We start from the raw sequence: 16098 nt of genomic DNA on the forward strand, positions 1-16098 counted from the left end.
ATTGTCATTAATCAGAAAAATGTTAAAATCGTCTTGACGAACATATTAGTTTTATAGTAGTATCTAAATATCAATTAAATAAACAAACCTCACGAATGTTACCAGTGAGGTAGAGGCGCGGTATTTATTAGTTCATTGTTGAGTACAAGCAAGCGAAGACGCAATGAAGAAGGAAATATCGCCGAAGTATAAAAGGAGCTCGTACTTTTATGCTGGGTCTGCAGTGAATAAGTGCAGGACTGTCCTAGTAAATTGATTTCCAGGTTTACTAGGTTGTGCTATCTCGGAAATATGGAAATAATAGTGAGGATTTGGGCAACTGTCATAAAAGGTAAGACCTAAGTTCAATAAACTTAGGTCTTTTTTAGTACAGTTGTCTTATTTTTTTACAGAAAAGGGGAGTTTTTCATGAAAAGAAAATGGTTGTTAGTAATGATCTCTATCATGACAGCAATTGTGCTAGCTGCATGTGGCACTAGCGACAAAAAAGACGGCGGTTCAGGTGATGCTGGCGCGGACAAGGAAGAAGGCGGCGGTGAATTCCGCATTGGAATGGAGGCTGGCTACCCACCATTCAACTGGACACAGCAGGACGATGCTAATGGCGCGGTAAAAATTGCTGATAATGCAGAGTATGCAGGCGGCTATGATGTACAAATGGCGAAAAAAATCGCTGAAGGCTTAGGCAAAGAGCTAGTTATCGTAAAAATGGAATGGGACGGCTTAGTTCCAGCGCTACAATCAAACAAAATTGATGCAATCATTGCGGGTATGTCACCAACAGAAGAACGTAAGAAAACAATCGACTTTACTGAAAACTACTACACGTCGGATTTCGTAATGGTGATTAAAAAGGGTAGCAAATATGAAGGGGCAAAATCAATTCAAGATTTCTCTGGTGCAAAAATTACATCCCAATTAAATACATCGAACTACACAGTTATTGATCAAATTAAAGGTGTAGACAAACAAACTGCTATGGAAAGCTTCCCGGCAATGCGTGTCGCTTTAGAGGCTGGCAAAATTGATGGTTATGTAGCAGAACGTCCAGAAGGAATTTCCGCTGCAGCAGCGAACGATAAGTTCACATATGTTGCATTTGAAGAAGGCTTTGATACAGATCTTTCTAACACTTCAATTGCTGTAGGTTTACGCAAAGAAGATGCAAATCGTGAAAAAATTAACGAAATATTAAAAGGTATTACAGAGGACGATCGTCAAGCCATTATGGAAGAAGCGATTAAGAATCAACCAGCAGCACAATAATGACAAGGCACGGACTAGTTGCTGGTCCGTGCATGATCATTTCATCATTATCAAAATGAGAACCTCTCTACATAATGATAATGTCCTAGCGTGACAAATCATAGAATGGTAGAAAGAGCTAGGACACGAAAAAGATAAGCAAGCAACATGACATTGTAAGGAGGAACATCATGAGTCTTGAATGGATAATTTCAATTATTGAAAACAACTGGCAAATGTTTTTACGAGGTGCGTATTATACGTTACTGATTTCGATTATTAGTACAATTATTGGTGCATTCATCGGATTTTTCATCGGAATTATGCATACGATTCCAGTTCGTAAAAAAGGAATAAAATTTTATAGCCTGAAGCTTATTAATTTTATCCTAACATGCTATGTTGAATTTTTCCGTGGTACACCAATGATTGTACAGGCTATGGTTGTCTACTACGGATTAGATATCGCGTTTGGAATTGACATGCATTTTATCACAGCAGGTATTTTAGTCGTTTCTCTTAATACAGGGGCATACATGGCAGAGATTGTGCGTGGTGGGATTGTATCGATTGATAATGGTCAATACGAGGCAGCATCAGCGATTGGGATGAATCACTTCCAAATCATGCTTCACGTAGTCCTGCCGCAAGTAGCACGTAACGTTTTACCAGCAACAGGTAACCAACTAATTATGAATATTAAAGATACAGCCGTATTAAATGTCATCGGCGTAACAGAGTTATTCTTCCAAACAAAATCAATTTCAGGTAACAACTTCCGTTATTTTGAATCGTTCTTTGTCGCATGTGTTCTTTATTTCATTATGACATTTACCGCATCTCGCATCCTTCTATATGTTGAAAAACGTTTGGATGGACCGGATGCCTATCAAAAAGAACAAAAAGAAGCTGTATAGGGGGACGCACAAATGGCAGTCATTAAAATCGAACATTTAAGTAAATCATTTGGACGTAACCAAGTGTTAAAAGATGTGAATTTCCAAGTGGAAAAAGGCGAGGTTGTTTGTTTAATTGGTTCCTCTGGTTCTGGTAAGTCTACACTACTTCGTTGCATAAATTTATTAGAAACACCAAGTGGCGGGCAAATAATTTATCAGGGAGAAGACATCCTAGATGAAAAGCACAATATCCAAGAATATCGTACCCATCTAGGAATGGTATTCCAGCAGTTCAATTTATTTAATAATCATAATGTGTTAAGTAATTGCACAGTCGGCCAAATCAAAGTACTTAAGCGCTCGAAGAAAGAAGCGGAAGAAACAGCGCTGAAATATTTGAAGATCGTAGGTATGGATCAATATGTAAACGCTAAGCCACGTCAGCTTTCAGGCGGACAAAAGCAACGTGTAGCAATTGCTCGAGCACTGTCTATGAATCCCGAAGTAATGCTATTTGATGAACCGACATCAGCACTGGACCCAGAAATGGTAGGAGAGGTGCTGAAGGTTATGCGACAATTAGCAGACGCAGGGAATACAATGTTAATTGTGACACATGAAATGGAGTTTGCTAAAGAAGTGGCAGATCGTGTCGTCTTTATGGATAAAGGTGTGATTGTGGAAGAAGGCCCACCATCACAAGTATTAGTCAATCCACAGCATGAACGTACGAAAGAGTTTTTAAAACGTACTTTAAAATAAGCACAAAAAAGTGAGTCCATTATTTTGGACTCACTTATTTTCTAGAATTCCATTCTGCATAGAGCACAAAGCAGATTGCGAATGCTACAGCAATGATAAAAAACCATTGCGGTACACCACCAAAACTCATGAGAACACCCCGAATTTCATTTTTTTTTGGATAGAATAGGTATAGTATTTCTTTTTTCTCCACAAAAGACCAAAAATATTATAAAATAAGCAATAGACATTAGCTTTTGCTAGTAAAGAGAGGTAGAGAGAATATGTTACATTTAAAATGGAAAGATGCGCCAACATTACGAACGGTTACCTGCAAACATACAAATGCATCGAAATACTTAGTGTCCAACGTCTTAACAGTAGGTAAAGAATATGAAGTAAAAAACGAAACAGAAGAATTCATTTTTATTATCGACAACACAGGTAATGTCGGCGGCTATTATAAGGATTATTTCGAATAAATAAAAACAGGGTGGTTCAGAGCATTTGCTGAGCCACCCATTTTTTAATCTCGCTGATAGCCTTGAGCACCCGCTACATCTTGCAGCTGTTGTTTCTCTTGTTCGGTTGCCGTATGCAAAGCAAAGACATCCTTAATTGCTGTTTGTAATTCATGCTGTGTTTCTTTAAATTTTGAAACTTGCTGTTCAAAAGATGGACTTGTAAAACGATCATGTGTCTTTGATAACCGTTCCTCTAGTCGGGCATAGTGCTGATCCATATGCATCGATAGCATCATTGCCAGTTGGTTTTTCCATAGCGGAATTAGCGTAACAATTGAGAACTCAATTTTTTCGGCTAACGTTTGATTAGCTTGTTGAATCATCCGTATCTGAGGAGCCGTTTGCAGGGCTACTTGCTGAGATACTTGTAAATCATAAATACGTTGGTCCAATCGTTCAATTTGCGCAGCAAAATCATTGAGCTGCTGAATAGCGAGCGGCTGTTTGCTTGCTTGGACACTCATTATTTGTGCTGGTAGCTCTACTTCAATAGCTTGTTGTTTTTTCATTTGACCTGCTGCAATGGCAGTAGCCAGTTCCTCAAAAAATCCTCGATTATGGTTATAAAGTGCTTCTAAGTTTTCCACATCTTTAATCAGCTGGAGCTGTGCACGTTCTAGTTGAACACCAATACGTTCTACCTGAATACTAATACGCTCAAATTCTGTTAACGTTTGCTTGACCGAGGGCTCTGTTTTACCAAACATTTTTTTGAAGAACGTTTGCTTCTTTGGTTCTAAAGCTGTCGGGTCTACTCGATCTAGTGTCTGCATTAAGGAATCAAGCATTTGCCCAATTTTAGTAACGTCCTTTTGCTTCACCTGTGCAAGCATTCGATCCGCAAATTGAGATAGGGCTCGCTGCGAATCTTGCCCAAGAGATAGCAATGATTCAAAATCAGTTAAATCGATTTGACTGGCATATAGTAATGCACGACTTTGTGCAAGAGGCGATAGCGTTTCATATGTCGCCATCGCCTCATTTTGTGGAGTTGTTTCTAAGTAGGATTGGACTAGTGGAGAAAGTCCAGGTATGGTATTAAGTTGAAATGCGTGTTCATTAGCCGTCATTTATCATCGCCTCGCCAGTCCAATTGTTCTCTACGTCTTAAATTGGAGCGATTTGCGAACTCGATCTCCATTTGCAGATGATCGATATCATTAGCAAGCGCATCCTTTAAATCAATTTGTATTGTATCATTTAAATCGGTAAGAGTTTCACGTGTTTTGGATAACGTCAATTGAATTTCCTTATCCTTCACAGGCTGCCTTGAAAGCATTGTATATTTATCCGTTAATTCCACCGCAGAAGGTAAATGCGCATAGAAAAATGGTTCCACATTATAAAACTTTCGCGGGTCTGTCTTCACAATTTTAACAATATTTTTTGAGATACGTGTCATCTCAAGAAGTTGTTTAAAAGCAGATACAGAACGGACACGTAAATAGTTTTGACTTAATGTTTGAATATGCTTATTGGCTGTAGATAATTGTGTGTCAATATGCTTGAACTCTTCTTTTGTGATACCTGCTATTTGCATGACCTTCTTTTTTTGTCTATGTTTCAGCAACGTTGTACTCGTCGCATATGAACCCGCAAACAGTAAACCACCAAGGAAGAATCCAGGATTTGCCGCAATTGCTGCGATAGAAACAGTTGTAAGCGAAATAAGAAAGCTGGCACTATGTCTAGAGAAAAACTGTCCGACACTAAGCATTGTTTCATCCTCCTTGCTTTTCAATATGTCTATCTTCTTATACGAAATAATCGACATAAAGTTTCATTGAAAAATAAACCCTTACATAAATTTTACTGCTAATTGTTAACTTTCTCAATGATAATACATAGAATAAGTGAGATGTTTCGATGGAAAAATAGCGGGAGACCGCTTTTCGATAAAATGTGTGTGAGTCGATTTTCATCAAAGAGACCGATGAGCCGTTGGTTACTATGTTTTTTACTTGAATGAGTGGTTCTATACGGTATATGATCGATTTTGGTAGTAGTGAGAGCGGTTCTATACGAAATATGATCAGTTTCGGCAGTAATGAGAGCGGTTCAATACGGTATATGATCGGGTTTTCCATTAGTGTGAGCATTTTTAATCAACCCAAGAATACATCTAACAAGGTGTGGCTTTTTCTTTTGTCATTCTAAATTGATTATAGAAGGTACATCGAATTATCGTCTTTTCCCTTAGCATCTGGGCAAATTGCCTAGGTGTTTTTTAAAATAAAAATTTAAAAATTCTAAAAAATTAAAGGGATTTATAAAATAATGCAGAATATAACAATTGTAAACCAAATTATCAAATATATGGAGGATGGAAATGATGAAAAAGAAAAAATCGATGTTGTCTATTTTAGGTGTTCTATTTTTAAGCTTAGGATTAGCTAGTGGTGCAAGCGCGAGTGCTAGCAAACCACATTATGAAAATGACGGCGGTGGAGGTTCATCAAAGCCACCAAGTTGTGTCAAAGCACCTTGCCCAATGCAATAATTAATGAAGATAGAGCATCCATTTAATCGTGGATGCTCATTTTTTATGACAAAATTTTATGAAATACAATGATTTCCACTCATATCATGATTCATGTAAAGTAAGCTATAAAATAATGAAGCGATTTTCTGTTATATATGGTGAGGGGAAATGCAAAGTGCCATATAATGGAAGAATTCTTTCCGACAGACTTCATCAAAAATAAGAAGATGTATAATGAAACATCTCCCCAAATTTGAGGACTTCACCAGCCTCATGCGTAATTCTCGCTGCAGAGGTAATTGGTAGCTGAATTTTGACCGCAAGATACAATGTAGCAGATATACAAAATAAAAAGACTGGGGACTTTACCCCAATCTTAATAAACTTGCCCCCGGAAACGTATTCAAGATAACAATATTCATACTATCAGTAAAGGTGCCATAAACCTTGATAAAATGTTAAAAGGCAAGAGCCAAACTAAACAATGTCTGACTCCATGCGTATATAGCCTTTTAAATCATCGTACATTTCTAATGAAAAGGAATTGGAATCAGCTTGTGGACTAACGCCTTTTTGGACAAAAAGGAGGAATTCATTGAGTGCTTTTTCAGAGCCTTCCACTTCGACCTCAATTTGCTCAGCATTATTTAGTCGACAGTATCCTTTTAATCCTAATTCAATAGCCTTTTGTTTGATAAAGAAACGATAACCTGTGCCGTATACATCACCAAAAAATTTGATACTTGCTCGTTTGTTCACGGGAATACCTCCTACTAGTGAAAAGGGGAATACCTCTTCTTTTTAATGCATAACACGTTCTTTTTCTAAATAGGCAATCAAGTTATTAATATAATAGAGAACATGCTTAGATGCTTCATCCACTTCTTTGAGGTGGACATCTGCTTTTTCGATATTACCTGCTTTATGAGCTTCTGCGGCAAGCTTTGCTGATTCATGGACACGTAAATGGTAGCCATCTAAATCATGATAGTCCTGAAGATGGCCGAAACGTTCTACTGTGCGAGGTGCTGTATACCATTTGCCAAGTCGACAGTCTCTATGAGAAGAAACATCATTTGGTTCAACACTTTCAAGGCCTAAGAACATGTTGTAAATACGCCACTTCCATAAAATGTGATCTGCTTTCGATAATTGAAGAAGGGCAATAGAGGAAAGCTGTACATTATTGTTGGCAATAATATCATTACGGAAACGATTAATTTCTTTCCCTAATAGATGAATATCACTAGATGTATTGTGACTATAATCACGAATATCTTCCTGCAAGCTTGAAATTTCAATCATTCGTGCGGAGACTTCATCAATCGCTGCCGCTTGTTGCTGAGAAATGGCTGCTGTATTTGTTACATCTACATTAATACCCTCAATTGCATGCACTATAGCATTTAAGAGCGGTAACGAATCTTTTGCCTCAACGGTTGCTTCCTTAATAATCGCTGTCGTTTCGGTAATTGAGTTGGATACATCATTAGAGTAGCTCTTTAAATGATGGACGTTTGTCGATACTTCACTAAGTGCAGAAACTGTATTTTCCGCAAGCTTTCGTACTTCTTGTGCAACGACCGCAAAGCCTTTGCCATGTTCACCCGCACGCGCGGCTTCTATGGAGGCATTGAGTGCCAGTAGGTTTGTTTGATCGGCGATTTGATTAATTAATGTTACAACCTGTTCAATATCATTTACCCGTTTTTGCAATTCTGAAAATGATTCGACAATGGACGTAAAGGTTTCTTCCGTTTTAAATATTTCCGCTAAGGCATGCTCAATGGCATTTTTTCCTTTCGTTGCATGATCAACCGATTCAGTCGTTTTCTCAGATATATGGGAAGACATACGCGCTACCTCATTAATAGAAGCGGCAATCTGTTCTGTTGCGGCAGTGGAAGATTGAATTTCTTCATTTTGCTTATCTAAGCTAAACACTAAATCTTTCATGTACATAATTTTTGCATTGACATCCATTAACGAGGATACTTCGCCTACTACGTTTTCAACGATGCGTTCTGTTAATACTTCCACTAGCAATTCTTGATCGACATTGACAGCGGCTTGGAAAGATTTCATGTATTGAAAAGCTTTATTCGGCTTAATTCCGAAATTATGTAAAATATAGGTAGTGATATAGAAGGCAAATTGATTGAATACAACAATTAATTTACCAGGCTCGTATTGATGTTGACGAAATAGATTGAAAAATTTTACCGTTTCATCGACGTAATCATCGTCACGCGTTGCTAAGAAAAACTGTGTTAAGTATTGATTGATATTTTCTTCACTAATGGTTAATTGAGAGGTAGGGGAAATCTCGCTTAAATAATGATGAAAAATGGCATTCATAGAAGGGGTAATATCTTTTAGCTTTTGGTAGAGTGTTTTTAAATGCTCCTCGTCCTGTGAATTGAAGTGATTAAATGCCAATGTTTGATGAAATCGGCCTGTTGCATGTAAATCTGTACCACGTTGAAGTAGCTGTTCTAGCTCTGCTTTCGGTCGAATACTTGAAAACATAAAAATACCTCCCAAAAAGTATGTATAATAAGGTAATAATAGCATAATTCAGGTGGTTTTAATAGACATTTCAGATGTGTTTGATAAAATGAAAATATCTAATGACAGCAAGGAATGGGCAAATATGTATACAATTATTTACATGAAAGCGGACTATGAGCCTTGGTGGAAATTTGAAGGTTGGGAAGCTTTTATTCAAACAGAAGATACATTTGAAACAAAGGAGCTCTTTGAACGAGCTTTACAGCAAAAATTAGCACACTTTCGTTCCTCATATGACAATGAAGTGGCGAAGGAAGGGCAGTACTGGGCGTTTTGGTCTGAGGATGAAAGCTTTTATTGTGAGGCTTGTGATGACGATGCACAAGTATATCATGGGATAATTGCGTGTAAAATAGAAGAGAAGTAAAATAATTTTGAAATAAAATAAAAAAAGATTTTTTCTTTATTTGACAAAATTATGAATGGCGTTTATACTTAAGTTAACAATTTAATTGCTTCACCGGAAACATGAATTCACATATTACAAAAAGTGATCGCGTTAGTTCGGTACTCTTTGTAATATGTGAATTTTTTCAATCGCTGAAGAAATTACATATTGTTCACTTTTATTTTTTGGAGGTTTTCTTAAATGAAACAAGGTACAGTAAAATGGTTTAACTCAGAAAAAGGTTTTGGATTCATCGAAGTTGAAGGTGAAAACGACGTATTCGTACACTTCTCAGCTATCCAAGGCGAAGGTTTCAAAACTCTTGACGAAGGTCAAAAAGTGGAATTCGAAGTTGTAGATGGCAACCGCGGACCACAAGCTGCTAACGTAACTAAACTTTAATTCTCCATAATTAAAATTACTTTCGTTAAACCCAAGACATCCTATGCAAATAGGATGTCTTTTTTGTATCATTTGAAAGTTTATGGATTACAAATCTAAATTTAGGTTAAATATAAAGTAGGGGTAGATAGCTTCGGCAAAGTAGAGGATAGCCTTGTAAACGTGAAGGATAGCATCGCCAAAGTAGCGGATAGTTCCTCAAAAGTGTGGATAGCCTTTCCTATGTGAAGGATAGCCTTGCCAAAGTGAAGGATAGCACAGCCAAAGTAGCGGATAGTTCCTCAAAAGTGGCGGATAGCCTTGCCAAAGTGAAGGATAGCTTGGCCAAAGTGAAGGATAGCTTCCCAAAAGTGGCGGATAGCACAGCCGAAGTAGAGGATAGCTCCCCCGAAAGTAGCGGATAACTGAGCCAAAATGAAGGATAAAGCTACCAAACTGAAGGGTAACGTCCCAAAAGCAGAGGGATAACCCCTCAAAATGAAAGAAAAACCCCACAAGTATTCAAGATAGCTTGTAAGATAGGAGGCAGATCAATATGGATAACTTAGAGAAACTACCGGATGAGCAGGAGCAGCAAGATTTTTATCAGAAGCTACGTACGAAATTAGTAGCTTTTCTTGGATCGAAAAAGGGAAAAAGTAATAAGTTTACGCCGTATTTAATGTTTGTGCCTGATTTATTTCATTTATTAGTGAAGACATTAACGGATGCAGGGGTTGATAAAAAAAGCCGTACATTGATAGGGGCGTCCATTGCGTATTTTATATTGCCACTGGATTTGATGCCAGAAGGGTTGCTGGGCTTTGGTGGTTATTTAGATGATATTGTCTTAGCGACATTTGTGGTGAATACGATCATTAATAAATTGGGGCCAGATGTGGTTGACAAGCATTGGACGGGTGATGACAAGCTGTTACATGTGCTGCAAAAAGTGGCGGAAGTCAGTGATGAGGTAGTGAGTAAAATTCCTGTTAAATTGCCCATTGCTCAGATTGTTAAGCAAGAGAGTAAAGATAAATAATATTATTATGTAAACTAAATTCCGGAATGAACCTGTGTAAGCAGGTTCATTTTTTATGTTGTTCCAGTACATGATGGAGCTGTTGAACTGGTACAAATAGGCCGACACGTCCAATAGGTTCATATTTCATCGTTGCAAAGATAATGCCAATGACCTCGCCATATTGATCAATTACTGGGCTACCACTATTTCCACGATATACAGGTGCTTGTAACATCACCACTGGTTCCTGCCAATCCTCTAATTGGATTGGTTCGAGTAATGTCCCTTCATTGGCTATACCCGTGAAGGCAAGAGGGTTACCAATAAAATAGACATGTTCATCAGTTGAAAACGGTGGATCTTCAGCAAGAGGAAGATAGGGGAGTTGCTCAGCTTGCACTTGTATTAAAGCTAAGTCGATAGCTGGATAGCTCTCAATTAATGTAGCTTCCATCAGTCCCTCATCTGGAAATACAACAGATAATGTCGTTGCATGTTCTACTACGTGAGCATTGGTGACAATTAGACCATCAGAAGAGACGGCAAAACCTGTCCCTTTACTCGAGCCTGTCGAAATTTCAACGATAGCCTTTTTATACGTTTGGATATCTTCTTGTGCTGAGAGTCGTGTCGACACCTTCATAAATTCAATGGCAGGGATGGAGTAAATTTGAAAAATTAGCGCAAAAGTATTGAAAAACAGCATCAAAGCGATCCCCCATACGATCCAGCGTACAAAAGGTTTTTGTTTCTTGGGTTTCCTACCATGGAAGCGTTCTTCTCGTTCTTGTGCTAATGCTTTTTGCTGCTCCTCGAGTACGAGTTCAATAAATTCTTCTTCCGTCAATTCTTCTTCTTTCGTTGTTGCATTATGTATATCACTCATATAAGGCCCCCTTAGCTAAAAAACAGACGCCCAAGCAGGACGCCTGTTAACAGCAAATTACTCTATTTTTTGCAAGGTAGATGTCACAACAAACGGTTCTTCTTGATCGGTCTCCATCGTATCTTCTGAACGAATTAAGCCTATGCCATGCGCAAAATATTTGGTCGTCGTGACTTTATCATCGGTGCGTGATAGCTGGATGGCATTTTGATAGACTGTTGTGCCTGTATGAACTGTGGCAGTCGTTGATTGGATGGTCCAGCCTTGAAAGCTTGTCCCCACTTTTAGGGGCTTTTGCAGAATTGTTTCTAGTACTGGGTAAGATGCAGCCTCTGTCGCACTTGGTAGGCTTGGCTTACTGTCAACAGGTTCACGATAGACTAGGTCAATACTTGAATCGGAAATGCGATAGATTTTTAAAAGAGTTACTCCACCATTATCCTCAATTTGTGCAATGTGTTGTGAATCGAGATAGGAAGTTTGCAGGGTATAGCTGGCAAATTCATTGCCTTCCCCTTGAAAATAGGCGGTTGAGCCATCAGGTGGAAAATAGGATAGAAGTGATGTTTGATCTTGTTCTACAGGTTGCTTGTCCTCCACAGGCAATGGTGATTGTTCTGATTCTTTGTTGACTTCTTCACTACAACCGAAGAATAAAAATGCAAGAGAAAGTACTAGGACATGATGTCTCATAGGCAAACTCCTTTGCTATTTTCTTTCATTATACGTGAATGGGGACGGTTATACGAATGAAAAGAGATAACAACTTATAATATTATTATGTAAACAAAACAAGAAACTTGTAACAAGGGAGAAAATTAACTATGATAGAAATGAAGTTAAAAAATGGGGGGCACACATATGTATAGACATGTAGATGATTTTTTACAGGAATGGTCGAATGCATCTAATGGAACATTAAATGTGTTACAAGCTTTAACAGATGATAAATTAGATCAAAGTATTGTGGAGGGTCACAGTACACTTGGCTGGTTGGGCTGGCATTTAGTCGGTTCAGCAGGTTATTTTAGTTATCTAGCAGGCTTAAACGTGCCATCGATTCGTCAAGAAGATCCAGTACCAACAACAGCTGCTGAAATCGTAGCTGCTTATGAAAAGGTTGCAAACGGTGTAAGTGAGGCAGTCGCAAAGCTTTCAAATGAGGACTTACTAGAAGTTGTCACTGGTTTTAAAGCTCCAATGCCAAAAGGCGCTCTATTACGAGTATTAATCGATCATCAAACACATCATCGTGGACAAATGACAGTCTTATTGCGTCAAGCAGGTTTACCAGTTCCAGGTGTTATGGGACCAACAAAAGAAATGCAATAAGCAATGATGCAGCAGATAAGTAAATAATCTGCTGCATTTTTTTATTTGACACTTACCTACTAGTAAGTTAGTATAAAGCCATGACAAATAGAAAATCACAAATAATTGAATTAACATTAAAGAATATTCAAGAAAAAGGTTTCACATCATTTAGTTATGATCATTTAGCAAAAGAGCTAGGGGTTACAAAGGCAAGTATTCACTATCATTTTGAAAAGAAAGGGGATTTAGGTGTTGCTGTTTGCGAAAGAATTCAGCATGGTTTAGAGGGGGCATATACATTCATTAAAGAATCTTCTATGCCAGCTGTGGAAAAGCCTTTCGCTTTTATTTTGCGACGTGTACAATTTCTTGAGCAAGATGGAGTTTGCCCGATTTCTGCTCTACAGGCAGACTATCAAGAATTATCACCATCTATGCAAGAAAAGATTCAAGAGCTTAGTCAAATGGAAATCGATGTCTTTGTAGTGTTATTGAAAGAGGCAAAACAACATGGTGCACTGAAATCGACAAATGAGGAGGATTTAGCGTCATTGGCTATGCTACTCATTTCCAGTACAAAAGGTGCTTTACAATATAAACGTGTTTTAGGTGAAGATTTCTTTCAGAAAACGCTGGAGCAATTAAAGGAACTATTAAAGTAAATGAAAAGGAGCGTTGTCCATGGTACGTAGAGTCGTAGTCACAGGATATGGGGTGGTCTCCCCTTTAGGTAACACAGTATCAGCCTTATGGGAAAACATTAAAGAAGGAAAGTCAGGAATTGATAAAATTCATGCAGAGGAATTTAGCGGGATTAACACCCAAATTGCAGGTACCATCACGGATTTTGATGCAGCGCAATATATGGATAAAAAAGAACTGAGTAAGTATGATCGATTTGTTCAATATGCTATTGCCGCTTCACAGCAGGCTTTAGAGCAAGCAAATCTAAACATGGAACAGGTCGATAAGGAGCGACTAGGCGTATATATTGGCTCGGGTATTGGGGGCATAGATACTATTCTAGCGAATCATCAAGCGTTCATCGAAAACGGCCCAAGGAAGGTGTCACCATTTATGGTGCCGATGATGATTAGTAATATGGCTGCAGGGATACTAGCGATTAAAACAGGCTTTAAAGGGCCGAGCTTTTCACCTGTTTCAGCTTGTGCAACTGGTAACCAAGCCATTGGTGAAGCTTTTTTAGCTATTCGACATGGCTATGCTGATGGTATTTTGGCAGGTGGAGCAGAGGCACCCATTAATCCACTAAGCTTTGCAGGATTCTCACGTATGAAAGCTATGTCTACAAGAAATGAGGAGCCAACAAAAGCGAGTCGTCCATTTGATAGCGCACGAGATGGCTTTGTCATGTCAGAGGGGGCAGGAATCGTGTTCCTAGAGGAATATGAACATGCCAAACAAAGAGGTGCAACCATTCTTGGAGAGATAGTAGGCTATGGAGTTACGACAGATGCTTATCATATTACATCACCGGATTATACGGGAGCTGCCAATGCCATGAAATTAGCTTTAAAAATGGGCGAAATTGATGTATCAGCTGTCGATTATATCAATGCACATGGTACTGGTACGCCAGAGGGTGATAAATCCGAAACAAAGGCGATTAAAAGTGTCTTTGGCAACGATGCCTATCAATTAAAAGTAAGCTCTACAAAATCGATGACTGGTCATCTTTTTGGAGCAGCAGGCGGTATCGAGGCGATCATTACCTTAAAAAGTATCATGGAGAATATCATTCCACCTACAATCAATTATGACACGCCAGATCCCGAGTGTGATTTAAATTATGTGCCAAACGAGGCGCTTCATCAAACGGTCAACATTGCTTTATCCAATGGCTTTGGCTTTGGTGGTCATAATGCAGTACTAGCCTTTAAAAAGTTTGAGGAATAAAATAATAGAAAGAGGATGACAAGGATGGTATGGAATTGGATGTTCATACCATCCTTTCTATTTTGCTGTATAATAATGGAGAAATAATGCCGAAAGTACGAACTATATGGAGACCAATAAAGCAATATTACTATTCTTGCCATACCAGCATTAGGGGAACGAACAGAATTTTATCGTCCATTGGCCAAGCAATTAAATGAATTTCGTTGGGTTGTTTGTGAACTACCAGGACATAAATGGCTATGACACGAAGGATAGTTCGATTATTAGTTATATACATAAATTAAACCATTTACTAGACTCTTTAGCTGTAACAAAAGTTCATTTAGTTGGCGCATCAATTGGAGCGACAATCATACAAGCCTTTTATCAGCAGTACGCGGAGGTTGTTCAATCACTTCTTTTATTAGATGGCGGCTATTATTTTTTAGGTGATCGTCAAGGCTCTCATGAAGAAATGACTTTACAAACAATCGACAATTTTGAAGAGATCAAAGCGGCAGTTCACGAATTCATCTATGGAATTGAAGGGCTAAACCCCAAGAATTACGAGCAATTTGAACAGTATTTTTTAGGGAACTATATTCTTGATAAAGGATTTTATAGACATCATTGTGATGTGGCTTCATATAATGCTCTCAGTCAGGAGGTAGAGACAATTAATTATTGTTTAACGAAGCAGCCTACTATCCCAGTAAATTTACTTCTTGCTGAAAATAGCATAGATGAGTTTAAGGGCAAAAAAATAGTGGAATATCAACAACGGCATCCCTTAGCAAATGTTCAAATCGTTCGTAATGGTCATCACTATTTACCTTTAACCCATACGGAGGAAGTAACAAGTTTTCTACAAATTAATTTAGCAAGAAGTTTGTAATTATATAATTTTTTCTTATGATGTATTAGCAGAAAAACAATATTCTTCTTATGACTGTTATGTGTTAAATTGAGGGAAAGGGGGTTGAAAGATGAAAATTTTTGATGCACATTTTCATATTATCGATTTAAACTTTCCGATTAATGAAAATCAAGGATACACACCACCGAGCTACATGGTAAAAGATTATCTAAAGGCAACTAGTCATCTACATATAGGGGGAGGAGCCATTGTTTCAGGATCTTTCCAAGGTTTTGACCAAGCCTATCTAGTTAAAGCATTGACACAGCTAGGTCCCTCATTCTGTGGTGTGACGCAATTACCGTATACTGTGACGGATGAAGAAATAGTAGATTTACATAACAATGGGGTAAGAGCATTACGCTTTAATATTAAACGAGGTGGCTCAGAGGATGTATCTAAGCTAGATCGCTTTGCTAGAAGAGTGTATGATTTGGTAGGCTGGCATAGTGAATTGTATATCGATGCTAAATCGTTACCGGATATTGCTTCAACCATTGAAGCATTACCCGCTATATCTATCGACCATTTAGGGCTATCGGAGGAAGGGCTTCCTCATTTAGTCAAGCTAGTGGATAAAGGCGTACGGGTGAAAGCGACTGGTTTTGGACGTGTGGAACTCGATGTCAAAAATGCTTTACAAACTATTTATAACGTCAATCCAGATGCGCTTATGTTTGGGACAGATCTGCCATCCACAAGAGCAAAACGTCCTTTTAATAATGCCGACATAGAATTGATTCAACAGCTTTTTGATGAACAGGCTGTTGCTAAAATTCTCTATCAGAATGCGATGCAATGGTATTTCAAATAAATAATAAAATCCTC

20 protein-coding genes and 1 riboswitch are annotated in these 16098 nt (G+C 38.2%); of the genes, 14 read left to right on the forward strand and 6 right to left on the reverse strand.

What is annotated here, in order from left to right; translation table 11 throughout:
* The first annotated feature begins 102 nt into the window (after positions 1 to 102).
* A riboswitch (Lysine riboswitch) is annotated at positions 103 to 289 on the forward strand.
* Between the two features lie 119 nt (positions 290 to 408).
* The 4 genes from MKY49_RS10840 (at position 409) to MKY49_RS10855 (ending at position 3367) form a co-directional block, all read left to right on the forward strand.
* Positions 409 to 1266 carry a transporter substrate-binding domain-containing protein gene (locus tag MKY49_RS10840; RefSeq protein WP_274797155.1) on the forward strand — a complete coding sequence of 286 codons (858 nt, stop codon included), beginning with the start codon at positions 409 to 411 and terminating at the stop codon, positions 1264 to 1266.
* Between the two features lie 170 nt (positions 1267 to 1436).
* Positions 1437 to 2162, forward strand: a complete 726-nt coding sequence (locus MKY49_RS10845; protein ID WP_274797156.1) for an amino acid ABC transporter permease — start codon at positions 1437 to 1439, stop codon at positions 2160 to 2162.
* Between the two features lie 12 nt (positions 2163 to 2174).
* Positions 2175 to 2906: an amino acid ABC transporter ATP-binding protein gene (locus MKY49_RS10850; protein WP_274797158.1), complete on the forward strand. Its 732-nt coding sequence runs from the start codon at positions 2175 to 2177 to the stop codon at positions 2904 to 2906.
* Between the two features lie 263 nt (positions 2907 to 3169).
* Positions 3170 to 3367 (forward strand): DUF6501 family protein, encoded by a 198-nt coding sequence (locus tag MKY49_RS10855; RefSeq protein WP_016994029.1) that lies wholly within the window; start codon positions 3170 to 3172, stop codon positions 3365 to 3367.
* Between the two features lie 44 nt (positions 3368 to 3411).
* On the opposite strand, the gene MKY49_RS10860 is transcribed toward MKY49_RS10855, so the two are convergent.
* A complete protein-coding gene (locus MKY49_RS10860; RefSeq protein ID WP_312507347.1) occupies positions 3412 to 4479 on the reverse strand; it encodes a toxic anion resistance protein in 1068 nt (355 codons plus the stop codon).
* Positions 4476 to 5126: a 5-bromo-4-chloroindolyl phosphate hydrolysis family protein gene (locus tag MKY49_RS10865; RefSeq protein ID WP_341386198.1), complete on the reverse strand. Its 651-nt coding sequence runs from the start codon at positions 5124 to 5126 to the stop codon at positions 4476 to 4478. Before MKY49_RS10865 ends, MKY49_RS10860 begins: the two co-directional genes overlap by 4 nt.
* 612 nt (positions 5127 to 5738) lie before the next feature.
* Between MKY49_RS10865 and MKY49_RS10870 the strand changes: the two genes are divergently transcribed.
* A complete protein-coding gene (locus MKY49_RS10870; RefSeq protein ID WP_322605097.1) occupies positions 5739 to 5909 on the forward strand; it encodes a hypothetical protein in 171 nt (56 codons plus the stop codon).
* 459 nt (positions 5910 to 6368) lie between these two features.
* On the opposite strand, the gene MKY49_RS10875 is transcribed toward MKY49_RS10870, so the two are convergent.
* Together MKY49_RS10875 and MKY49_RS10880 are read right to left on the reverse strand one after the other, a co-directional pair.
* Positions 6369 to 6650, reverse strand: a complete 282-nt coding sequence (locus MKY49_RS10875; protein ID WP_274797163.1) for an acylphosphatase — start codon at positions 6648 to 6650, stop codon at positions 6369 to 6371.
* A 42-nt stretch (positions 6651 to 6692) separates the two neighbouring features.
* Positions 6693 to 8420: a methyl-accepting chemotaxis protein gene (locus MKY49_RS10880; RefSeq protein ID WP_322605098.1), complete on the reverse strand. Its 1728-nt coding sequence runs from the start codon at positions 8418 to 8420 to the stop codon at positions 6693 to 6695.
* An 88-nt stretch (positions 8421 to 8508) separates the two neighbouring features.
* Between MKY49_RS10880 and MKY49_RS10885 the strand changes: the two genes are divergently transcribed.
* The 4 genes from MKY49_RS10885 (at position 8509) to MKY49_RS10900 (ending at position 10273) form a co-directional block, all read left to right on the forward strand.
* On the forward strand, positions 8509 to 8829 hold the full coding sequence (locus MKY49_RS10885) for a DUF1033 family protein (protein WP_341386199.1): 321 nt from the start codon (positions 8509 to 8511) through the stop codon (positions 8827 to 8829).
* A 222-nt stretch (positions 8830 to 9051) separates the two neighbouring features.
* Entirely contained in the window at positions 9052 to 9252 is a 201-nt protein-coding gene (locus MKY49_RS10890) for a cold-shock protein (RefSeq protein ID WP_004230088.1), read from the forward strand.
* A gap of 224 nt (positions 9253 to 9476) precedes the next feature.
* Positions 9477 to 9656: a hypothetical protein gene (locus MKY49_RS10895; protein ID WP_341386200.1), complete on the forward strand. Its 180-nt coding sequence runs from the start codon at positions 9477 to 9479 to the stop codon at positions 9654 to 9656.
* A gap of 131 nt (positions 9657 to 9787) precedes the next feature.
* Positions 9788 to 10273: a YkvA family protein gene (locus MKY49_RS10900; RefSeq protein WP_341386201.1), complete on the forward strand. Its 486-nt coding sequence runs from the start codon at positions 9788 to 9790 to the stop codon at positions 10271 to 10273.
* Between the two features lie 46 nt (positions 10274 to 10319).
* Here MKY49_RS10900 and MKY49_RS10905 read toward each other — a convergent pair whose 3' ends face one another.
* A complete protein-coding gene (locus MKY49_RS10905; protein WP_341386202.1) occupies positions 10320 to 11141 on the reverse strand; it encodes a S1C family serine protease in 822 nt (273 codons plus the stop codon).
* A 57-nt stretch (positions 11142 to 11198) separates the two neighbouring features.
* On the reverse strand, positions 11199 to 11834 hold the full coding sequence (locus MKY49_RS10910; protein WP_341386203.1) for a hypothetical protein: 636 nt from the start codon (positions 11832 to 11834) through the stop codon (positions 11199 to 11201).
* A gap of 168 nt (positions 11835 to 12002) precedes the next feature.
* Here MKY49_RS10910 and MKY49_RS10915 point away from each other — a divergent pair, with 168 nt between their 5' ends.
* The 5 genes from MKY49_RS10915 to MKY49_RS10935 all read left to right on the forward strand — a co-directional run bounded on the left by MKY49_RS10915 (position 12003) and on the right by MKY49_RS10935 (position 16084).
* Positions 12003 to 12473, forward strand: coding sequence for a DinB family protein (locus MKY49_RS10915; RefSeq protein ID WP_274797170.1), 471 nt, complete (start codon positions 12003 to 12005; stop codon positions 12471 to 12473).
* Positions 12474 to 12553: 80 nt separating this feature from the next.
* Positions 12554 to 13117, forward strand: coding sequence for a TetR/AcrR family transcriptional regulator (locus tag MKY49_RS10920; RefSeq protein WP_274797171.1), 564 nt, complete (start codon positions 12554 to 12556; stop codon positions 13115 to 13117).
* Positions 13118 to 13136: 19 nt separating this feature from the next.
* Complete coding sequence (gene fabF, locus MKY49_RS10925; protein WP_341386204.1) at positions 13137 to 14372, forward strand: beta-ketoacyl-ACP synthase II; 1236 nt, start codon at positions 13137 to 13139, stop codon at positions 14370 to 14372.
* 217 nt (positions 14373 to 14589) lie between these two features.
* Positions 14590 to 15249, forward strand: coding sequence for an alpha/beta fold hydrolase (locus MKY49_RS10930; protein ID WP_341386205.1), 660 nt, complete (start codon positions 14590 to 14592; stop codon positions 15247 to 15249).
* Positions 15250 to 15340: 91 nt separating this feature from the next.
* A complete protein-coding gene (locus MKY49_RS10935; protein ID WP_341386206.1) occupies positions 15341 to 16084 on the forward strand; it encodes an amidohydrolase family protein in 744 nt (247 codons plus the stop codon).
* The last annotated feature ends 14 nt before the right edge of the window (positions 16085 to 16098 follow it).

This window comes from Lysinibacillus sp. FSL M8-0134, from assembly GCF_038069745.1.
Lineage (GTDB): Bacteria > Bacillota > Bacilli > Bacillales_A > Planococcaceae > Lysinibacillus > Lysinibacillus irui.

Coding starts and splice junctions, on each gene's coding strand:
- MKY49_RS10840 (WP_274797155.1), top strand. CDS start 409: ATGAAAAGAAAATGGTTGTTAGTAATGATCTCTATCATGACAGCAATT.
- MKY49_RS10850 (WP_274797158.1), top strand. CDS start 2,175: ATGGCAGTCATTAAAATCGAACATTTAAGTAAATCATTTGGACGTAAC.
- MKY49_RS10920 (WP_274797171.1), top strand. CDS start 12,554: ATGACAAATAGAAAATCACAAATAATTGAATTAACATTAAAGAATATT.
- MKY49_RS10890 (WP_004230088.1), top strand. CDS start 9,052: ATGAAACAAGGTACAGTAAAATGGTTTAACTCAGAAAAAGGTTTTGGA.
- MKY49_RS10845 (WP_274797156.1), top strand. CDS start 1,437: ATGAGTCTTGAATGGATAATTTCAATTATTGAAAACAACTGGCAAATG.
- MKY49_RS10910 (WP_341386203.1), bottom strand. CDS start 11,834: ATGAGACATCATGTCCTAGTACTTTCTCTTGCATTTTTATTCTTCGGT.
- MKY49_RS10885 (WP_341386199.1), top strand. CDS start 8,509: ATGAAAATATCTAATGACAGCAAGGAATGGGCAAATATGTATACAATT.
- MKY49_RS10870 (WP_322605097.1), top strand. CDS start 5,739: ATGATGAAAAAGAAAAAATCGATGTTGTCTATTTTAGGTGTTCTATTT.
- MKY49_RS10905 (WP_341386202.1), bottom strand. CDS start 11,141: ATGAGTGATATACATAATGCAACAACGAAAGAAGAAGAATTGACGGAA.
- MKY49_RS10860 (WP_312507347.1), bottom strand. CDS start 4,479: ATGACGGCTAATGAACACGCATTTCAACTTAATACCATACCTGGACTT.
- MKY49_RS10935 (WP_341386206.1), top strand. CDS start 15,341: ATGAAAATTTTTGATGCACATTTTCATATTATCGATTTAAACTTTCCG.
- MKY49_RS10880 (WP_322605098.1), bottom strand. CDS start 8,420: ATGTTTTCAAGTATTCGACCGAAAGCAGAGCTAGAACAGCTACTTCAA.
- MKY49_RS10900 (WP_341386201.1), top strand. CDS start 9,788: ATGGATAACTTAGAGAAACTACCGGATGAGCAGGAGCAGCAAGATTTT.
- MKY49_RS10865 (WP_341386198.1), bottom strand. CDS start 5,126: ATGCTTAGTGTCGGACAGTTTTTCTCTAGACATAGTGCCAGCTTTCTT.
- MKY49_RS10855 (WP_016994029.1), top strand. CDS start 3,170: ATGTTACATTTAAAATGGAAAGATGCGCCAACATTACGAACGGTTACC.
- fabF (WP_341386204.1), top strand. CDS start 13,137: ATGGTACGTAGAGTCGTAGTCACAGGATATGGGGTGGTCTCCCCTTTA.
- MKY49_RS10915 (WP_274797170.1), top strand. CDS start 12,003: ATGTATAGACATGTAGATGATTTTTTACAGGAATGGTCGAATGCATCT.